11 protein-coding genes and 1 pseudogene are annotated in these 17326 nt (G+C 71.9%); all 12 read right to left on the bottom strand.

Annotated elements, in window-relative coordinates; all coding sequences use genetic code 11:
- Nucleotides 1-223, bottom strand: a 223-nt coding sequence (locus ACFSJS_RS25810; protein WP_380904527.1) for an ATP-binding cassette domain-containing protein, incomplete at its 3' end; no start/stop codon positions are given.
- 14 nt (nt 224-237) lie between these two features.
- The gene (locus ACFSJS_RS25815) at nt 238-1215 is read right to left on the bottom strand and encodes an ABC transporter permease (RefSeq protein ID WP_380904529.1); all 978 of its coding nucleotides are present in this window, start codon (nt 1213-1215) and stop codon (nt 238-240) included.
- The gene (locus tag ACFSJS_RS25820) at nt 1208-2137 is read right to left on the bottom strand and encodes an ABC transporter permease (RefSeq protein WP_380904531.1); all 930 of its coding nucleotides are present in this window, start codon (nt 2135-2137) and stop codon (nt 1208-1210) included. The genes ACFSJS_RS25815 and ACFSJS_RS25820 overlap by 8 nt, the downstream gene beginning before the upstream one ends.
- Nucleotides 2138-2272: 135 nt before the next feature.
- Nucleotides 2273-3880, bottom strand: coding sequence for a peptide ABC transporter substrate-binding protein (locus tag ACFSJS_RS25825; RefSeq protein ID WP_380904533.1), 1608 nt, complete (start codon nt 3878-3880; stop codon nt 2273-2275).
- A gap of 516 nt (nt 3881-4396) precedes the next feature.
- Nucleotides 4397-6298 carry a translational GTPase TypA gene (gene typA, locus ACFSJS_RS25830; RefSeq protein ID WP_380904535.1) on the bottom strand — a complete coding sequence of 634 codons (1902 nt, stop codon included), beginning with the start codon at nt 6296-6298 and terminating at the stop codon, nt 4397-4399.
- Nucleotides 6299-6656: 358 nt separating this feature from the next.
- Nucleotides 6657-8405 (bottom strand): annotated as a pseudogene (locus tag ACFSJS_RS25835) (ATP-binding SpoIIE family protein phosphatase); the annotation flags it as partial.
- A gap of 448 nt (nt 8406-8853) precedes the next feature.
- Nucleotides 8854-11346, bottom strand: a complete 2493-nt coding sequence (locus ACFSJS_RS25840; protein WP_380904537.1) for a SpoIIE family protein phosphatase — start codon at nt 11344-11346, stop codon at nt 8854-8856.
- A gap of 90 nt (nt 11347-11436) precedes the next feature.
- Entirely contained in the window at nt 11437-11667 is a 231-nt protein-coding gene (locus ACFSJS_RS25845) for an SPOR domain-containing protein (protein ID WP_380904539.1), read from the bottom strand.
- Nucleotides 11668-11844: 177 nt separating this feature from the next.
- The gene (locus ACFSJS_RS25850; RefSeq protein WP_380904541.1) at nt 11845-12597 is read right to left on the bottom strand and encodes a GntR family transcriptional regulator; all 753 of its coding nucleotides are present in this window, start codon (nt 12595-12597) and stop codon (nt 11845-11847) included.
- A 272-nt stretch (nt 12598-12869) separates the two neighbouring features.
- Nucleotides 12870-14456, bottom strand: a complete 1587-nt coding sequence (locus tag ACFSJS_RS25855) for a S8 family peptidase (protein WP_380904543.1) — start codon at nt 14454-14456, stop codon at nt 12870-12872.
- A 487-nt stretch (nt 14457-14943) separates the two neighbouring features.
- Complete coding sequence (locus ACFSJS_RS25860) at nt 14944-16335, bottom strand: amidohydrolase family protein (RefSeq protein ID WP_380904545.1); 1392 nt, start codon at nt 16333-16335, stop codon at nt 14944-14946.
- A 155-nt stretch (nt 16336-16490) separates the two neighbouring features.
- Entirely contained in the window at nt 16491-17252 is a 762-nt protein-coding gene (locus ACFSJS_RS25865; RefSeq protein ID WP_380904547.1) for an Atu4866 domain-containing protein, read from the bottom strand.
- Nucleotides 17253-17326: the final 74 nt, after the last annotated feature.

A 17326-nucleotide genomic window follows, 5' to 3' on the forward strand; every position in this document is an offset into this window, starting at 1 on the left:
GGATCCCCATGACCGCCTGCGCGGTCACGGACTTCCCCGACCCCGACTCCCCCAGCACCGCCAACGTCTCACCGGCGGAGACCGAGTAGTTGACGCCGTTGACCGCCTTGGCGACGCCGTCGCGGGTGTGGAACTCCACGTGGAGGTCGCGGACCTCCAGCAGCGGCGCGTCGCCGTCGGCGCCCCGGTCCGGGGTGGGCGCGGTCTTGTCGATGGTGATCATGTGGTACGCCTCCCTCAGCGCAGCTTGGGGTCGAGGGCGTTGCGCACCGCATCGCCGAGCATGATGAAGGCCAGCACGGTGATGGAGACCATCACGGCCGGCGAGAGCAGGACGAACGGCGCGTTCCTCAGCTGGTCCTTGCCCCGGGAGACGTCACCGCCCCAGGAGACCGTCGGCTCGGACAGGCCGATGCCGAGGAAGGACAGGGTCGCCTCGGCCGCGATGTAGCCGCCCAGCGCGATGGTGGCGACCACGATCACCGGGGCGACGGCGTTCGGCAGCACGTGGCGCATCAGGATGCGGCGGGTGCCGGCGCCCAGCGCCCGGGCGGCCTGGACGTAGTCGGCCCCCTTGACCGAGATCACCGAGCCGCGCGCGACACGGGCGATCTGGGTCCAGCCGAGGAAGGCCAGGGCCAGCGTGACGATCCAGATGCTGCGCACGTCGAAGACGTTGAGGACCACCATGGCGCCGACCAGGAAGGGGATGCCGGCGAAGGTGTCGATGATGCGCGACAGGACGCTGTCGAGGATGCCGCCGAAGTAGCCGGCCAGCATGCCGATCGTGCCGCCGAGGAGAGTGACCAGCAGCGTCACCGCGACGCCGACGATCACCGACGCGCGGGCGCCGTAGACCACCCGGGCGTAGATGCTGCGGCCCTGCGCGTCGTAGCCCAGCCACTCCGGCGAGAAGAACTTGGTGAGCTGGGGCTCCTGGAGGTAGTGGTTCGCCAGGTCGCCGTGGCGCGGCGAGGCGCTGGTGAACAGGCCCGGCCAGGCGACCATCACCAGCAGGAACGCGATGATGACGGCGGATATCACGAACAGCGGGTTGCGCCGCAGGTCGTGCCAGGCGTCGGACCACAGGCTCCGGGGCTTGCCGACCGTGCCGCCCAGACTGCCGACCCCCTTGTCGGGCTCCACCGCGAGCGAGGAGGGTGCGGGGACGCCGGGTCCCGTCACCGGTCCGGTCTTCTGTGTCACATCAGGCATAGCGAATCCTCGGGTCCAGGACCGCGTAGAGCAGGTCGACGATCAGGCTGGCGCAGAGGTAGATGATGATGATCAGGGTCGCGATGCCGACCACGGTCGAGCCCTCGCGGTGGATCAGCGCCTCGTAGACGGCGTCGCCGATGCCCTGGACGTTGAAGATCCCCTCGGTGACGACCGCGCCGCTCAGCAGCGCTCCGAGGTCGGTGCCCAGGAAGGTCACCACGGGGATGAGGGAGTTGCGCAGCAGGTGGACCCCGACCACCCGGCGCCGCGGCAGCCCCTTGGCGACGGCGGTGCGGATGTAGTCGGAGCGCATGTTCTCCACGATGGAGGTACGGGTGAGCCGCACCACGTAGGCCAGCGAGAGCGAGGCCAGCACGACGGCCGGCATCAGCAGCTCGCCGAGGTTCTCGGAATCGCGCACCGTCGGGGTGGCGATGCCCATCTTGAACGCGAGGAAGAACTGGGCGGCGTAGCCGAGCACGAACGACGGCACCGAGATCAGCAGCAGCGTGAAGATCAGCATGCCGCGGTCGAGCAGCGTGTCGGCCTTCAGACCGGCGATCACCCCGAGGGAGATGCCGATCAGCACGACGAAGGTGAACGCGAACAGGGCCAGCCGGATCGTCACGGGCAGGGCGTCGCTGATGACGTCGGCGACCGGTCTGCCGCTGGCGATCTGGGTGCCGAAGTCTCCCTGGAAGAGTCCTGTCAGGTAGTTCCAGTACTGCTGCCAGAGCGGCAGGTCCAGTCCCAGGTCCTTCTTGATCGCTGCGATCTGGGCTTCGTCGATCGCCTGCTCGCCGTACAGCGCGCGCACGGGGTCGCCGGGCAGGCTGTACATCATCAGGAAGATCAGCAGTGTCGATCCGATGAACACCGGGATCATCTGGAGCAGTCGCCGCGCGACGTAGCGCCCCATTTTTCCTCCATTGGTTACGACAGGCCCAGGGGCCGTCCCGCTGTGGCAGGAACGGCCCCCGGATGCCTTGCCCCGTCGCCCGCCCGGCAGGCGGACGACGGGGGATGGCCGGATGCGGACGGACCGCGGGCGGACTTACTTGACGGTGACCTCGTTCACGACCAGGTCGCCGTGCCAGTCCACCTTCACGTTGTCCACGCGCTCGCTGTAGCCGGCGTTCAGCTTGTAGTTGAACATCGGGATGGCGGGCATCTGCTCGACCAGCTTCTTCTCGGCCTCCTGGTAGAGCTTGATCGACTCTTCCAGGGAGGAGGCGCTGTCGCCCTTCTCGAAGAGGGCGTCGATCTCCTTGTTGGAGAAGCGGCCGCTGTTGGCCTCGGCCTTGCTGTGGTACAGCTCCCGCATGAAGTTGACGTTCAGCGGGTAGTCGGCCACCCAGCCGCCGCGGTACAGGCCCTTGACCTTGTTGGCGTCGCGCAGGTCCAGGTCGGTCTGGAAGTCCGGCTTGGAGTCCGGGATGCACTCCACACCGGTGTTCTGGCGGATGTTCTCGCAGACCGCGGTGATCCACTCGGCGTGGCCGCCGTCGGCGTTGAACTGGATCCAGATCTTGTTGCCCGGGACGCCACCGCCCTCCTCGACCAGCTGCTTCGCCTTCTTCGGGTTGAAGGTGAAGACGTCGGTGTCGAGGTCCTGGTTGCCCTTGACCTGCGGCGGGGTGAAGCTGGTGGCCGCCTCGCGGGTGCCGTTGAGGACGGTCTTGGCGATGGTCTCGCGGTCGATCGCCATCGACAGGCCCTGGATGACCTTGGGGTCGACGTCCTTGAAGGGCTTGCTGTAGAAGGCCGGGACGATGCTCTGGACCGCCGCGTAGGGCTGCTCGATCGCGCGCTCGCCCAGGTCCTCCTTGTACTTCGGCAGGTCCTTGGCACCGATGGTGCGGACCATGTCGACGTTGCCGGAGAGGAGGTCCTGGTAGGCGGCCTCGACGGTCGAGTAGTTCTTGAACTTGATGCCCTTGTTGTGGGCCTTGTCCTCGCCCTTGTACTTGTCGTAGGCGGCGACCTGGAAGAGCTTGTTGTGGTCCCACTTCTCGAACTTGTAGGGACCGTTGCCGATCGGCTTCTCGCCGAACGCCTTCGGGTCCTCGAAGGCGACGCTGGGCAGCGGGGCCCAGGTGGTGTAGCCGAGCTTGTACTGGAAGTACGGGACCGGCTTGCTCAGCTCGATGGTGAAGGTGAGGTCGTCGACGACCTTGAGACCGGACATGGTCTCGGCCTTCGGCTCGCCCTTCTCCGGGTGGACGTCCTCGTAACCCTTGATGTCGGAGAACCAGAGGCTGTTCTTCTGGTTGTTCTTGATGTTGGCGGCCCAGTTCCAGGTGTCCACGTAGGACTTGGCGGTGACCTTCTCGCCGTTGTGGAAGGTCCAGCCGTCCTTCAGCTTGACCGTCCAGACCTTGGCGTCGTCGCTCTCCACCGACTCGGCGTTGAGGTAGACGATCTCACCGTTGTTGTCGAACTCGAGCAGCTGGGTGAAGAGCGCCTTGACCAGGTAGGACCCGTTGTGTTCGTTGGTGTCCGAGGGGATCGGCGGGTTCTGCGGCTCACCGACCTCGATCGACACGTAGCCGTCGCCCGAGCCGGACTTCGACTCGCCGCTGTCGCCGCCACCGCAAGCGGTCGCAGCCAGGACCACGGCTATCGCGCTTGCGACCCACTTGGCGCTCTTGGCACCGCGCATGGGTTTGCCTCCTCAGGAGTCCACTGTCTGTACGGACGGTCCGCCGCTTCCCCTGCCAGCTGTGCGCCGACCTCAGCGGGTCCCGTTGTCACGAGTCAGCGCGGTCAGTGCGCACGCTCCTCGATCCGGATTCAATGACCCAACTATTGGGTAATCGGCGCGCGTAAACCACTGCTGAGGGATCTCGGTTTGGTCACATCACAGCCGGTCGCTTGCTCGAAATCCGGACAAAATAATCCGTTACAGACGCCCGCGAAACGGACTGTTAACGCTTCTTCCGGTGCACCTGGTCCGCATTGCGGACGGACTGCGCAACAAACTCGGTTGACGATTCCTCGCTCGGTACCACGGCCGGAACCGGAAGGCGCGCGACCGGGGCGGCCGCCGGCACGGCCCGGGCGCGGACCCCTGCGGAGCACACCGGAACGCCCGCCCCCGGACGGAGGGGGCGGGCGTCCTTGCCGCTTCCGCCCCGCGGGCGGCGGCCGTGGCCGCCGCCCGCGGGGCGGGACGGGGTCAGGCGTGCTTGGCCCGGGAGGCGGCCCGGGCGCGCTCCTTCTGGTCCAGCACGACCTTGCGGATGCGCACGGCCTCCGGGGTCACCTCCACGCACTCGTCGTCGCGGCAGAACTCCAGGGACTGCTCCAGCGACAGCTTGCGCGGCGGGACGATGGACTCGGCCACGTCGGCGGTCGAGGACCGCATGTTGGTGAGCTTCTTCTCCTTGGTGATGTTCACGTCCATGTCGTCGGAGCGCGAGTTCTCGCCGACGATCATGCCCTCGTACACCTCGGTGCCCGGCTCCACGAAGAGCACCCCGCGCTCCTGGAGGTTGGTCATCGCGAACGCCGTGACCGTCCCGGACCGGTCCGCGACGAGCGAGCCGTTGTTGCGGGTCTTCAGCTCGCCGAACCAGGGCTCGTGGCCCTCGTGGATGGAGTGGGCGATGCCGGTGCCGCGGGTCTGGGTCAGGAACTCCGTGCGGAAGCCGATCAGACCGCGGGAGGGCACCACGAACTCCAGGCGCACCCAGCCCGAGCCGTGGTTGGACATGTTGTCCATGCGGCCCTTGCGGGTGCCCATGAGCTGCGTGACGGCACCCATGTGCTCCTCGGGCACGTCGATGGTGAGGCGCTCGACCGGCTCGTGGACCTTGCCGTCGACCTCCTTGGTCACCACCTGCGGCTTGCCGACGGTCAGCTCGTAGCCCTCGCGGCGCATCGTCTCGACCAGGATGGCCAGCGCCAGCTCGCCGCGGCCCTGCACCTCCCAGGCGTCGGGGCGGTCGGTCTCCAGCACCCGCAGCGAGACGTTGCCGATCAGCTCGCGGTCCAGGCGGTCCTTGACCTGGCGGGCGGTGACCTTGCGGTCCTTCACGGCCGCCTTGGCGTCCGCGCCCTTGCCGGTGCCGCCCCGGCCGACCAGCGGCGAGGTGTTGGTGCCGATGGTCATGGAGATCGCCGGCTCGTCGACGGTGATCAGCGGCAGCGCGACCGGGTTCTCCGGGTCGGCCAGGGTCTCGCCGATGGTGATGTCGGGGATGCCGGCCACGGCGCAGATGTCGCCCGGGCCGGCCTTCTCGGCCGGCTTGCGGGTCAGCGCCTCGGTCATCAGCAGCTCGGTGATGCGCACGTTCTGGACGGAGCCGTCACGCTTCATCCAGGCCACCGTCTGGCCCTTGCGCAACTCGCCCTGGGCGACGCGCAGCAGCGCGATGCGGCCGAGGAAGTTGTCGGCGTCCAGGTTGGTGACGTGCGCCTGGAGCGGGGCGCCCTCCTCGTAGGAGGGGGCCGGGACGTACTCCAGGAGCGTGGAGAAGAACGGCTCCAGGTTGTCGCTGTCGGCCGGGACGGTGCCGTCCTCGGGCTTGGTCAGCGAGGCGACGCCGTCGCGGGCGCAGGCGTAGACGATGGGGAACTCGATCTGCTCCTCGTCCGCGTCCAGGTCCAGGAAGAGGTCGTAGGTCTCGTTGACGACCTCGTCGATGCGGGCGTCGGGCCGGTCGGTCTTGTTGATGCACAGGATGACCGGCAGCCGGGCCTGGAGCGCCTTGCGCAGGACGAAGCGGGTCTGCGGCAGCGGGCCCTCGGAGGCGTCCACCAGCAGCACGACCGCGTCGACCATCGACAGGCCGCGCTCGACCTCACCGCCGAAGTCGGCGTGGCCGGGGGTGTCGATGATGTTGATCGTGACGGGGTCGCCGCCGCCCTTGGGGTGGTACTTGACCGCGGTGTTCTTGGCGAGAATGGTGATGCCCTTCTCGCGTTCCAGGTCGTTGGAGTCCATCACCCGGTCGTCCACCTGCTGGTGGGCGGCGAAGGCGCCGGCCTGCTTGAGCATGGCGTCGACCAGGGTGGTCTTGCCGTGGTCGACGTGGGCGACGATGGCGACGTTACGGATGTCGTGGCGCGTGGGCATGCTGGGGGCGCTTCTCCCGGGGTCGTGGATGGCGGCGCGACCGGTGCGTCGCGCGCCCGCCGGGCTGATCATCGCCACGGCCTGTCGTCCTTCCATGGTACGGGCCCGGCGCCGGTGGGCGGGGAACGGCGGCTCGCTCCCGTGCGGCGCCGCGGCGGGGCGGCCGCCGCCGCCCGCCCCGCCGCGGCGCCGCACGGCCCCCCGGCCGGGGGTTTCGTCCTCTTGCGCCCGGGCGGACGCGGGCCCGTGCGGACGTCCCGGCCGCGCGGATGTGACGCACGGCACTCCTCGCGTCCGGCCGTGTCCCGGGGCGCCCGGGCGGATGCGGGCGCCCCGGGACACGGCCGGGCGCGGCGGATCAGAACAGGCTCAGCAGGGCCTGCGCGGTGTCCGGGGGCTTGGCCTCGCCGCCCCCGGGGAGGCCGAGCTCGAACCAGACCGTCTTGCCGCGGGGGGTGCGGCGGCTGCCCCAGCCGGCCGAGAGCAGGTCGACGAGCTGGAGGCCGCGCCCGCCCTCGTCGGTGTCGCGGGCCCGGCGGCGGCGCGGCTGGACCAGGTCCGAGTCCCAGACCTCGCAGACCAGGGTGCGGTCCAGCAGCAGGCGCAGCCGTATGTCCCCCTTGCCGTGGCGCAGCGCGTTGGTGACCAGCTCGCTGACGAGGAGCTCGGTGGTGTCGCTCAGCTCCTCCAGGTCCCAGGCGGCCAGCTGGCGGCAGGCCAGCTCGCGGGCGCGGGAGACCGAGCGGGGCTCGGCGGGCAGCCTCCAGTCGCCCACCGCGTCGGCCGGCAGTCCCTGGATGCGGGCCAGCAGCAGGGCGATGTCGTCCTCGCCGTGGTGGGTCTCCAGTGCGCCCAGCACCTCGTCGCAGACGTCCTCCAGCGGGCGATCCGGTCCGGCCAGCGTGGTGCGCAGGGCCTGGAGCCCCTCGTCCAGCGGCTGGTAGCGGGACTCGACCAGGCCGTCGGTGTAGAGGGCGAGCAGCGCGCCGTCCGGCAGTTCGACCTCCGTCTCCTCGAAGGGCTCGCCGCCCACGCCCAGCGGCACCCCCCGGGGGACCTCCAGCAGCAGCGCGGGCTGCTCGCCGCCGTCCTCGCGGGGCTCGACCAGCACGGGCGGCAGGTGCCCGGCGTTGGCGAAGGTGCAGCGGCGGGTGACGGGGTCGTAGACGGCGTAGACGCAGGTGGCCAGGTACACCTCGGACAGGTCGGCGCCCCGGCCCGAGTGCTCCCCGCGGCCGTCGCGGGAGGCGCCCAGACCGCGGGCGATCTCGTCCAGCGCGCCCAGCACCTCGGCGGGCTCCAGGTCCAGCAGGGCGAGCGTCCGCACGGCGGTGCGCAGTTCGCCCATGGCGACGGCGGCGCGCAGTCCGCGGCCCATCACGTCGCCGACCACCAGGGCGGTGCGGTGGCCGGGGAGCTCTATGACGTCGAACCAGTCGCCGCCCACCTCGGTCGCCGCGGTGCCGGGCAGGTAGCGGCAGGCGATGTCGAGTCCGGCGGCCTCGGGGTCGTCCGGGGGCAGCAGGCTGCGCTGGAGGATCAGGGCGCGCTCGTGCTCCCTGCGGTACAGGCGGGCGTTGTCGACGCAGACGGCGGCGCGGGCGGCCAGCTCGGCGCCGAGGGCCGCGTCGCGTTCCCCGAAGGGCTCGCTGCCCTTGGTGCGGGAGAACTGCACCAGCCCCAGCACCCGGCCGCGCGCCACCATGGGCACCGCGAGGGTGGACTGCACCAGGGTCCCGGCGGCGCGCTGGACGCGACCGGTGCGCAGGGCGTCGGCGTACGGGGAGCCCGCCGGATAGCTGTGGACGCTGCCGAGTTCGACCGGTTCGGGGTCGGGGTCGCCGCCGGCGCGGCGGCCGAGGGTGATGGGGCCGTCGGAGACGGCGCTGGCGAAGGCGACCCGGCGCAGCGGGCGGGTGCCGTCCAGGCCCTCGCCGGCCCGGGGGTCCTCACCGGAGAACACCTCGGGGTACAGGTCCACGGAGGCCAGGTCGCAGAACTGCGGCACGGCGACGTCGAGCAGTTCCCGGGCGGTGGTGTCCAGATCGAGGGAGTTGCCTATCCGGGCCCCCGCCGCGTTCAGCAGCGCCAGGGCCCGGCGTACGTCGTCCGGCTTTCCCGCCTCGGCTGGGATGTCGCTCAACGCCGCCCCTTCCTGTTCCGGCCCGGCATCCTCCCAGGCGCGTGCCGCCCGGAACACACCGGTCCCGACCACCGCACGGTCCCCGCCACGTCCGGCGGAGACCGAGCCAGTCCCGTTCCTCCTCTCTCCTAACCAGGCAGAGTCGGCCCGAACCACACACCGGGACGGTGCGGCCCGCGGACCGGTACCGGCGGCGGCGCCGCCGGAGGAGGGGGACACGTGGCGTGGCGTGGCGTAATTTTTCCGGTCTCATCGACACAGCGTCAAGGCGCGCGGGCCACCGCCCTGTTGACGGGGGCGATGGGATCGTTCCCCCGGCACAGCCCTGTGGCCTGGGGCGTTGCCGGAGCCCCGGCGCACTCCGGACGGCGCCGCGGGCGCCTCCCGCGCGCCGCGGGCCGCCGTGGCGGTGTCAGGGCAGGGGGAGTTCGAACCACACGGTCTTGCCGATCGGCCCGTGCCGCGTCCCCCAGCGGCGCGACCCGCGGGCGACGAGCTGGATGCCGCGCCCGCCCTCGTCGTCCACGGTGGCCACGTGCTCCCGGGGCGGGACGGGCAGCGGATCGGAGACCTCCACCAGCAGGGACGAGCCGCGCACCATCCGCACCCCGATGGGGCCGTGGGCGTGGCGCAGGGAGTTGGTGACCAGCTCGCTGACGAGCAGCACCGCGTCGTCGGCCAGGGCTCCCAGCCCCCACCCGCGCAGCGTCCGGCGGACGGTGTCGCGGGCCCGGCGCACCGCGTGGCGCTCGGCGGGGAAGGTCCAGGAGGCGGCGCTGCCCTCCGGGAGGCCGCCGAGCCGGGCCATCAGCAGCGCCACGTCGTCGGCGGAGTCGGCCGGTCCGGTGCCGCCGGGGGCCATGCCGTCGAGCACCCGGTCGCAGATGTCCTCCAGGAAGGGCTGCCGCGGCAGGCCGGCCAGCAGGGAGACCAGCCGGTCCAGCCCCTCGGTGATGTCCTCGCCGCGGTGCTCGATCAGCCCGTCGGTGTAGAGGGCGAGGACCGCTCCCTCCTCCACCTCCAGCTCCACCGACTCGAACTCCACCCCGTCGATGCCGAGGGGGACGCCCGAGGGGGCCTCGACGGACGCGACGGCCCAGCCCTCGTCCCGGCGGCCGGCGAGCAGCAGCGGGGGCAGGTGCCCGGCCGAGGCCAGGGTGCAGCGGCGGGTGGAGGGGTCGTAGACGGCGTAGACGCAGGTGGCCATCAGGGGTTCGTCCGGTCCCGGGGCCAGGTCGTCGGCCAGGTCGTTGACGCGGCGCAGCAGTTCGGCGGGCGGCAGGTCCAGTCCGGCCAGGGTGCGCACCGCCGTGCGCAGCCGCCCCATCGTGGCCGCGGCGCGCATCCCGTGGCCCATCACGTCGCCGACGACGAGGGCGACCCGCCCGCCCGCGAGGGAGATCACGTCGAACCAGTCGCCGCCCGCCTCCGCCCTGGCCTCGGCCCGGCTGCCGCTGGGGACGTAGCGGTAGGCGACCTGCACGCCGGGCGGCGAGGGCACGCGCTGGGGCAGCAGGCTGCGCTGGAGCATCAGGGCGCTCTCGCGCTCGCGGGCGTAGAGGCGGGCGTTGTCCAGGCTGATCCCGGCGCGTCCGGTCAGCTCCATGGTGAGCGCGAGGTCGTCGCGGTCGAAGGGGGCGCGGCCCCCGGAGCGGCTGAGCACCAGCAGCCCGAGGACGACGCCGCGGGCCCGCAGCGGGACGACCAGGACGGAGTCGGCGTCCGGGGGAGCGGCCGCGGCGAGCGCGGGGTCGGTGGAGCAGGTCGCGGAGTGCAACTCCTCCTCGGTCAGGGTCATGTGGGGGGCGGCCGAGGAGAGCACCTCGCCGAACACCGACTCCGGCGGGAAGGTGACCTCCCGCCCCACCCGCAGCAGCGCTTCGACGGCCGGGCCGCTGGTCTTGGCGGCGGCGCCCAGCTGGAGCAGCGGGGAGTCGGGCAGGCGGTCGGGGCGGGGCAGTTCGCCGCCGTGCGCCACGGCGGCGTACAGCATCACGCCGGCGTGGTCGGCGAAGCGCGGGACGAGGCAGTCGGCGAGGGCCCGGGCGATCCGGGGGACGTCGAGCAGGTCGCCGAGGGCCACTCCGACGTCGTCGAGGAGCTTGAGCCGCTGGCGGGCCCGCTCGATCTTCTCCATCGCGTCGCGCCGCTCGGTGACGTCCATGATCGTGGAACTCACCCCGAGGACGCGGCCGTCGGGCGAGGTGAGCCTGCCGTAGGACACCGAGCGCCAGCCGTGTCCGTCGGGCGCCGCGATGACCGTGTCCACCACGGGCCGGCCCGTCTGCAGCACCAGGGACTGGATCTGGACGAGGCTGTCGGCCAGGTGCGGGGGCAGGACGTCCCGGATGCTCCTGCCCAGGATCTCGGAGACGGGTACGCCGTTGAGGCGGGCGAGCGCGTCGTTGACCCGGACGTAGCGGTGCTCGGTGTCGAGGAAGGCGATGCCCAGCGGGGAGGTGGCGAAGAGGGCGTCGAGCGCGGCGAGGTCGTGCTCGACCGCGCGCAGCCGGGAGGTCTCGACGAGGTTGGCCAGAATGAACGGTCTGCCCCCCGCGGGGGTGATCAGCGAGGCGCGTCCCTCGACCTCGACGGCGCGGCCGTCGGGGCGGCGCACGCGCAGGATGCCGCGCCAGTACTTCTCGTGCTGGAGGGTCGCGTAGATCTCCCCGGCCCGGGCGGGGGCGCCGGAGGGCGAGGCCACGGGAGGGCCGGTGAGGTAGTCGGCGTAGTAACGCCCGACGACCTCCTCGGCGGGCCAGCCCAGGATCTCCTCGGTGGCCGGGCTCCACAGCCGGACGTACCCCTCCGCGTCGAACATGACGATGCCGATGCGCAGCGTCTCGAGCAGCGACGTGCTCAACCGCTCGCCCGCGCTGTGGAAGGTCTTGGGGGGATCGCTCACGCCGTCCTCGTCCACGCTCGGGTTCCCGTCCGGACACCACCATCCCATAGGAATCGGACTAAATGCCCATATACCCGATTGTGCCCGGAGTCAGGCGTGATCACCGTTTCCGCGGCGCAGCCGCTCGACCAGGTAGCGCCGCTCCTCCGCGCTCCTCCCGGCGCCGTCCGCGCCGGCGGCGCCCCCCGCAACGCCTCCGCTCAGCCGCTCGGCCATGCTCTGCGCCTCGGCTCGGGTGGCGTAGCGGCCGACACGGTAGCGGTTGCCGTTCGCGTCCTGCCGTATGACCAACCAGGGGAGCGCGATGCCGCTTTCGCTCATCGCGCACTCCCCCGGACCCGTGCCCCCTGACGCACTCCGCCCCCTGACGCTCCGCCGGTCTGCATATGCCCGAGCCTACGCCCCGGCTTCACTCAGTGCATTCGAGTTGGCACGATGAGACATGCTTTCGGCCAGGTGTGCGAGTGGCGGTGCCCCTCCAGGGGCGCACGGGAGCCTTCAGCGCACCGGGAGGTGGTACACCATGCGGTGCCGGTCCGCCGGCACGACCACGTCCGCCGTCTCCACCGGACGTCCGCCGGCGCGGTACGTGCGCTCGATGACCAGGACGGTGTGCCCCGGGACCCCGCCCAGCGCGAGCATCTCCTCCGCCAGCCCGGGGCGGGCGCCGACCTCCTCCACCACGTTGTCCACGACCAGGTCGATGGCCGCCATCCGCTCGGCCACCCCGCGCCCGCCCAGCGGGCCCTCCTCCGGCAGCATCACGGGGGTGCGCCCGGTGAGCGACAGCGGCTCCCAGGAGGTCGAGAGCATCGACGGCTCCCCGTCCACGCGGAACAGGTAGTGGGTGCGCATCACCCGCTCCCCCTCCTTGATCCGCAGGCGCTCGGCGATCCTCGCGTCCGCCTCCTCCTGCTCGCTGCGCGACTCCCAGGTGCCGTCCACCCGCTCGTCGGCCTGCTCCTGCCGGAACGGGCTGGAGCCTCCGGCCGACCGGTACCCCGTCCGGATCACCCTGCGCGGCACCGGCCGCTCGCGCACGTACGTCCCCGAGCCCGAGCGGCCCTCGACCAGGCCCTCGGCCATCAGCACCTTGCGCGCCTCCAGGGCGACGGTGTCCGACACGCCGTACTCCGCGCGGATGCGGGCCTGCGATGGAAGCCGGGTGCGCGGCGGAAGCGTTCCGTCGGCGATCTTCCGGCGGAGATCTCCGGCCACACGCAGATATGCGGGCTGCTCACCGAAAGGCACGTGCCCCTCCCAACGGCTCGACGGTGCGCAACAGCTTGACAACGGACTGTTGCACCCCGCAACAAACGGCCAGAGTTTCACCCGATGTGATGAAGCACTGTTCAGAGCCCTGTTCGGAACGGCTCCGGCCCCCACGGCAGGGCCGTGGGGGCCGGATCACTGCGGTGGGCGGGACCGCTCACCGGTCCGCCGGGGCCGCCCGGATCCCTCGGGGGCTCCCGGCGGTCCCCCGCGGACCGGGCCGCCGCGGGCCCGGGTCCGCGGGCCGGGCGTCAGAACTGCAGCGCCCAGGAGTTGATCGTGCCGGTGTCCCACCGGGCGTTGTCGCCGACCCGCAGCCTCCAGGTGCCGTTCGCGGTCTCGGAGGAGGCGTCGACGGTGTAGGTGCCGACCACGTCGTCGGCGCTGCCGCCCGTCCCGTAGTTCTTCAGGCGGTAGGCGGTGCCGTCGGGCGCGACCAGGTCGACCTGGAGGTCACCGCTGTAGGTGTGCCGGATGTCGACCTCGACCCGCAGGTTCGAGGGGGCGTTGCCGCTGATGCCCGAGACGGTGATCGGGGATTCCACCGTGGCGTTGTCGCGGATCGGGTAGTCGGCGGTGTTCTCGAAGCGGTCGCCGGTCGGCGGCTCCTCGCCCGGGTCGCCCTCGCCCACGTTCAGCAGCTTGTTCGGGGATCCGGTGCCGGGGCCGGAGACGACGCCGGTGACGGCGGCCGAGTCCAGGCCGGCCGCGACCTGGGTCGGGGTGGCGTTCGGGTTCTCCCCCAGGTACAGCGCGGCGGCGCCGGCGACGTGCGGCGAGGCCATCGAGGTGCCGGAGATGGTGTTGGTGGCGCTGTCGGAGGTGTGCCAGGTGGAGGTGATGGAGGAGCCCGGCGCGAAGATGTCCAGGATGCTGCCGTAGTTGGAGAAGGAGGAGCGGGCGTCGGTGCTGGTGGTGGAGCCGACGGTGATGGCCTCGGCGACGCGGGCCGGCGACGAGCCCGAGGCGTTGCTGCTCTCGTTGCCCGCGGCCACGGCGTAGGTGACGCCGGAGGCGATGGAGTTGCGCACGGCGGTGTCGAGGGTGGAGTTGGCGCCGCCGCCCAGGCTCATGTTGGCCACGGCGGGCTTGACGGCGTTCCGCGTCACCCAGTCGACGCCCGCGACCACGCCGGAGATGGTGCCGGAGCCGTTGTTGTCCAGCACGCGCACGGCCACGACGTCGGCCTTCTTGGCCACGCCGTGGGCGGTGCCCGCGACCGTGCCGGCCACGTGGGTGCCGTGGCCGTTGCCGTCGCCGGCGCTGGTGTCCCCGTCGATGGCGTCGTAGCCGTAGCGGGCGCGTCCGCCGAAGTCGGCGTGGCTGATCCGCACACCGGTGTCGATGATGTAGGCGGTCACGCCGTCACCGGCGGAGTCGGGGTAGGTGTAGCGGCTGTCGAGCGGCAGGGACCTCTGGTCGATGCGGTCCAGGCCCCACGAGGGCGGGTTGGTCTGGGTCGCGGTGACGGACACCCGCTGGTCCTGGGCGACCGCGGCCACGGCCGGGTCGGCCGCGAGCCGCTTGGCCTCGGCCTCCGTCAACTGGACGGCGTAGCCGTTGAGGGCTTCGTGGTAGGTGCGCTCGATCGTGGCCCCGTACCGCTCCACCAGGGACCGCCCCTTGGAGGTGCCGGAGTCGACGGCGCCCTCGTCGAGGGTCACGATGTAGCTTCCCTTGATCGCTCCCGGTGCCCCGGCGTTCTGGATCACGCCTTCGGCCGGCGGGGCGGGGGCCGCCACGGCGGTCAGCCCGGGGGCGAGGCCGACGGCCAGGGCCGCGGCGGTCACCGCGGCCGTCCGGATGCGTCTGCGCCGGGTGGGACGCGTCGCTGCCATGAGGGTTCCTCCTCCTGTGGGGGTGCGCTGGTGAGGGCATTCATGCGCATGACAAATCGAGGCACCAGGTCCGCGCGATGCGCAAACGATCCGCCGCACGAAAGGTTCACCCATCCATAGGAAAGGCACAAGGGTGCGTGCACCGAAGACACGTACATGTCACATGCGGTCAACACGTTCCGGCCCCGCCCCTCGGACGAGCCCACCGGCGCCTGCGCTCCTGCCGGTGCCTTCCGGGGCGCACTCCGGCGCCCGGTGCCCTTCGGGGTCCCCTGCCCCGGACAGGCCCCCTTGGGGCCCGCACCGCCGAGCGTCCGCGGTCCGGGTGGAGCGCTGCGGGCCGGTCGGCCCGGTGCCGGTGCGGTACGGGCGTGCCCGCACACCACCGCGTGTCCGGGACCGCCGTCGCCCCGGCCTCCCCCGCCGTACCGGCGGTGAGGGCGGTCACCGCCGCGACGCCGGGGCCGGCCGGGGGAGCCGGGGATGCTCAGGCTGCCGGGGTGTTCAGCACGTACTCGCGCGAGGCGTGGACCTCGCGGCGCAGGGCGGGCAGGTCGACGTCGAGGACGTGGCCGTTCCACTTGCGGGGCTCGCCGCCCACAAAAACGGCGGTGATGTTGCGGGCGTCGGACCCCAGCACGATCGTGCCGATCGGGTCGTTGAGCGGCATGTTGTTGAGGTCCTCGGCCCGGGTGACCAGCAGGTCGGCCTTCTTGCCCGGGGTGAGCGAGCCGGTGACGGCCTCCAGGCCGTTGGTACGGGCGCCCTGGAGGGTCGCGAAGTCCAGGACGTCGTGGGTGGTGATGCGGCGGGGCTGCCGGTCGGTGCCGTGGGCGGCGTTGACGGCCCGCATCCGCTGGATGGCGTGCAGGGTGCGCATCTGGGTGAACATGTCGCTGACCAGGGCGACTTCGACGTCGATGCTCAGTCCGGGACGGATGCCGGCGGACAGGGCCTCGTCGACGGCGGGGATCGCGGTTTCCAGACCGATCTGCGCGTCGGAGGTGGGGGCGAGGGCCACGGTGGTGCCGGTCTCCCCCATCGCCTTCCACGCTTCGGGGGTCAGTCCGGTGGCGTGGATGAGGGTGACGTCGGGGCTGAGGATGCCTTCCTCCGCCCAGCGCAGGATCGCCTCGGAGGAGGGCGCGCCGAAGACCGCGTCCACGCTCACCCCGATGCTCAGGTCCCTGGCGACGCGGGCGAGTTCGGGGCCGTAGGCGAGTGCCGGGCCGGCGATCTCGTCGGTGGCGAGCGTGGCCAGGCGCAGGGTCAGCAGCTGGTCGTCGCTGCTGAAGTACTGCTCCCTGATGCGGCTCAGGTCGCCGGGCCACTGCTTGTCCCAGTCGCCGAAGTGCGGGCCCATGGAAGCGTGCACGCCGCGGATTCCGGTGTCGCGGAGGGCCTCGATCGCGGCGTCGGAGTGTTCGGGGGTGCGGGCGTTGTGGGAGAAGTCGAGCATGGTCGTGATGCCGCTGTCGATCGCGGTGAGGGCGGCCAGCCTGGTGCCGGTGTACATGTCCTCGGGCCGGTAGACCGTGGCGTAGCCGGCCAGGGTGGACACGACGTAGGCGCCGAGGTCGTCGACGTCCGGCATGATGCGGCGCAGCTGGGTCTCCCAGGCGTGCCGGTGGGTGTCGACGAAGCCGGGGCTGAGGACGGAGCCGGTGGCGTCGACGACCACGGCATCGCCGGCGTCGAGGTCCGGGCCGACGGCGACGACGGTGTCGCCCTCGACGAGCAGGTCGGCGTCGTGCAGGACACCGAGGGCGGGGTCCATGGTGACGATGGCCGCACCGGTGAACAGGATGCGCCGCTCGTCCGCGGGGCGGCGCCGGAGCCGGTCGAGGACGGCGGCACTGGTGGTGTCGTTGACGTTCATGGGGGTCTGCTTCCCGTGGCTTTCGGGGAGGGGATGGTGGGCTGCCGACGCATCGGCGCTGCTCGGTCTCCGGTCCTGCCGGTCCGGCCGGGGCAACCAGGGCGCCGTTCCCCCGGGTGTCACGCACCCGGGACCAGGACGCGGACAGGTGCGGCCTACGGCCGGCTGCGCTTCATGACGTAACCCGCGTGGTGCAGTTCGTCGCCCTCGAACTTCCCGTAGGCCCAGAAGCCGAGGTCGTCCAGGTAGTCGATGCGGTCGCCGTCGATCCAGAACCGGCCCTGGTAGGCGTGGGGGCGGCCGCCCCGCGTCTCGTCGTAGCGGCCGTCGGCGGTGAGTTCCTGGTGCAGGAAGTCCTCCCGGTCGATCCAGACGCCGAGCCGCGGGCTGCCGGTCAGGTCCGAAGCGGCGGGGATGCCCGTCTCGGGGACGGTGGGCCTGCCGGGGGCGTCGGCACCCGCCCACAGGACGGGCCGGCCGGCTGCGACCAGCGCGCGGACCTGCTCCGGGCGGGACACGAGGGCGGCCACCGCGCCGGGCACGTCGGCGGCGAGTTCGTCGGGCACCACCAGGAAGTCGGCGGTGTTGCCCGGGGTCAGCGTCGCGACGTACTCCGAGCGTCGGCCGCGTCCGCCGACCAGTGCGGCGGTGTCCACGACGGCGGGGACGACGGTCGTGCCCGTGCAGTCGACGACGATGGCGTTGTCGTCCTGTGCCGCGGTGACGATGGCGGGGCCGACGCCCGCGATCAGGGGACCGACGAACAGGATGTCGGCACCGGTCATGGTCCCGATCAGCGGGTCCATCGTCACGATCCGGGCGTTGGTGAACAGGACCGGACGGCCACCGTCGTTCGCGACGATCTCGTCGAGTGCCTTCCGGTTCCAGTCCACGGTGTCGGTGCTGGTGATGGTCATGGTGTTCCTCGGGGGGAGTCGGCTCGTCGGTCGGCCCGGCGAGCGAAGCGAGCGCCCACGCGGGCGGGGCGGCT

Source organism: Streptomyces desertarenae (assembly GCF_042681365.1).
GTDB classification, from domain to species: domain Bacteria; phylum Actinomycetota; class Actinomycetes; order Streptomycetales; family Streptomycetaceae; genus Streptomyces; species Streptomyces desertarenae.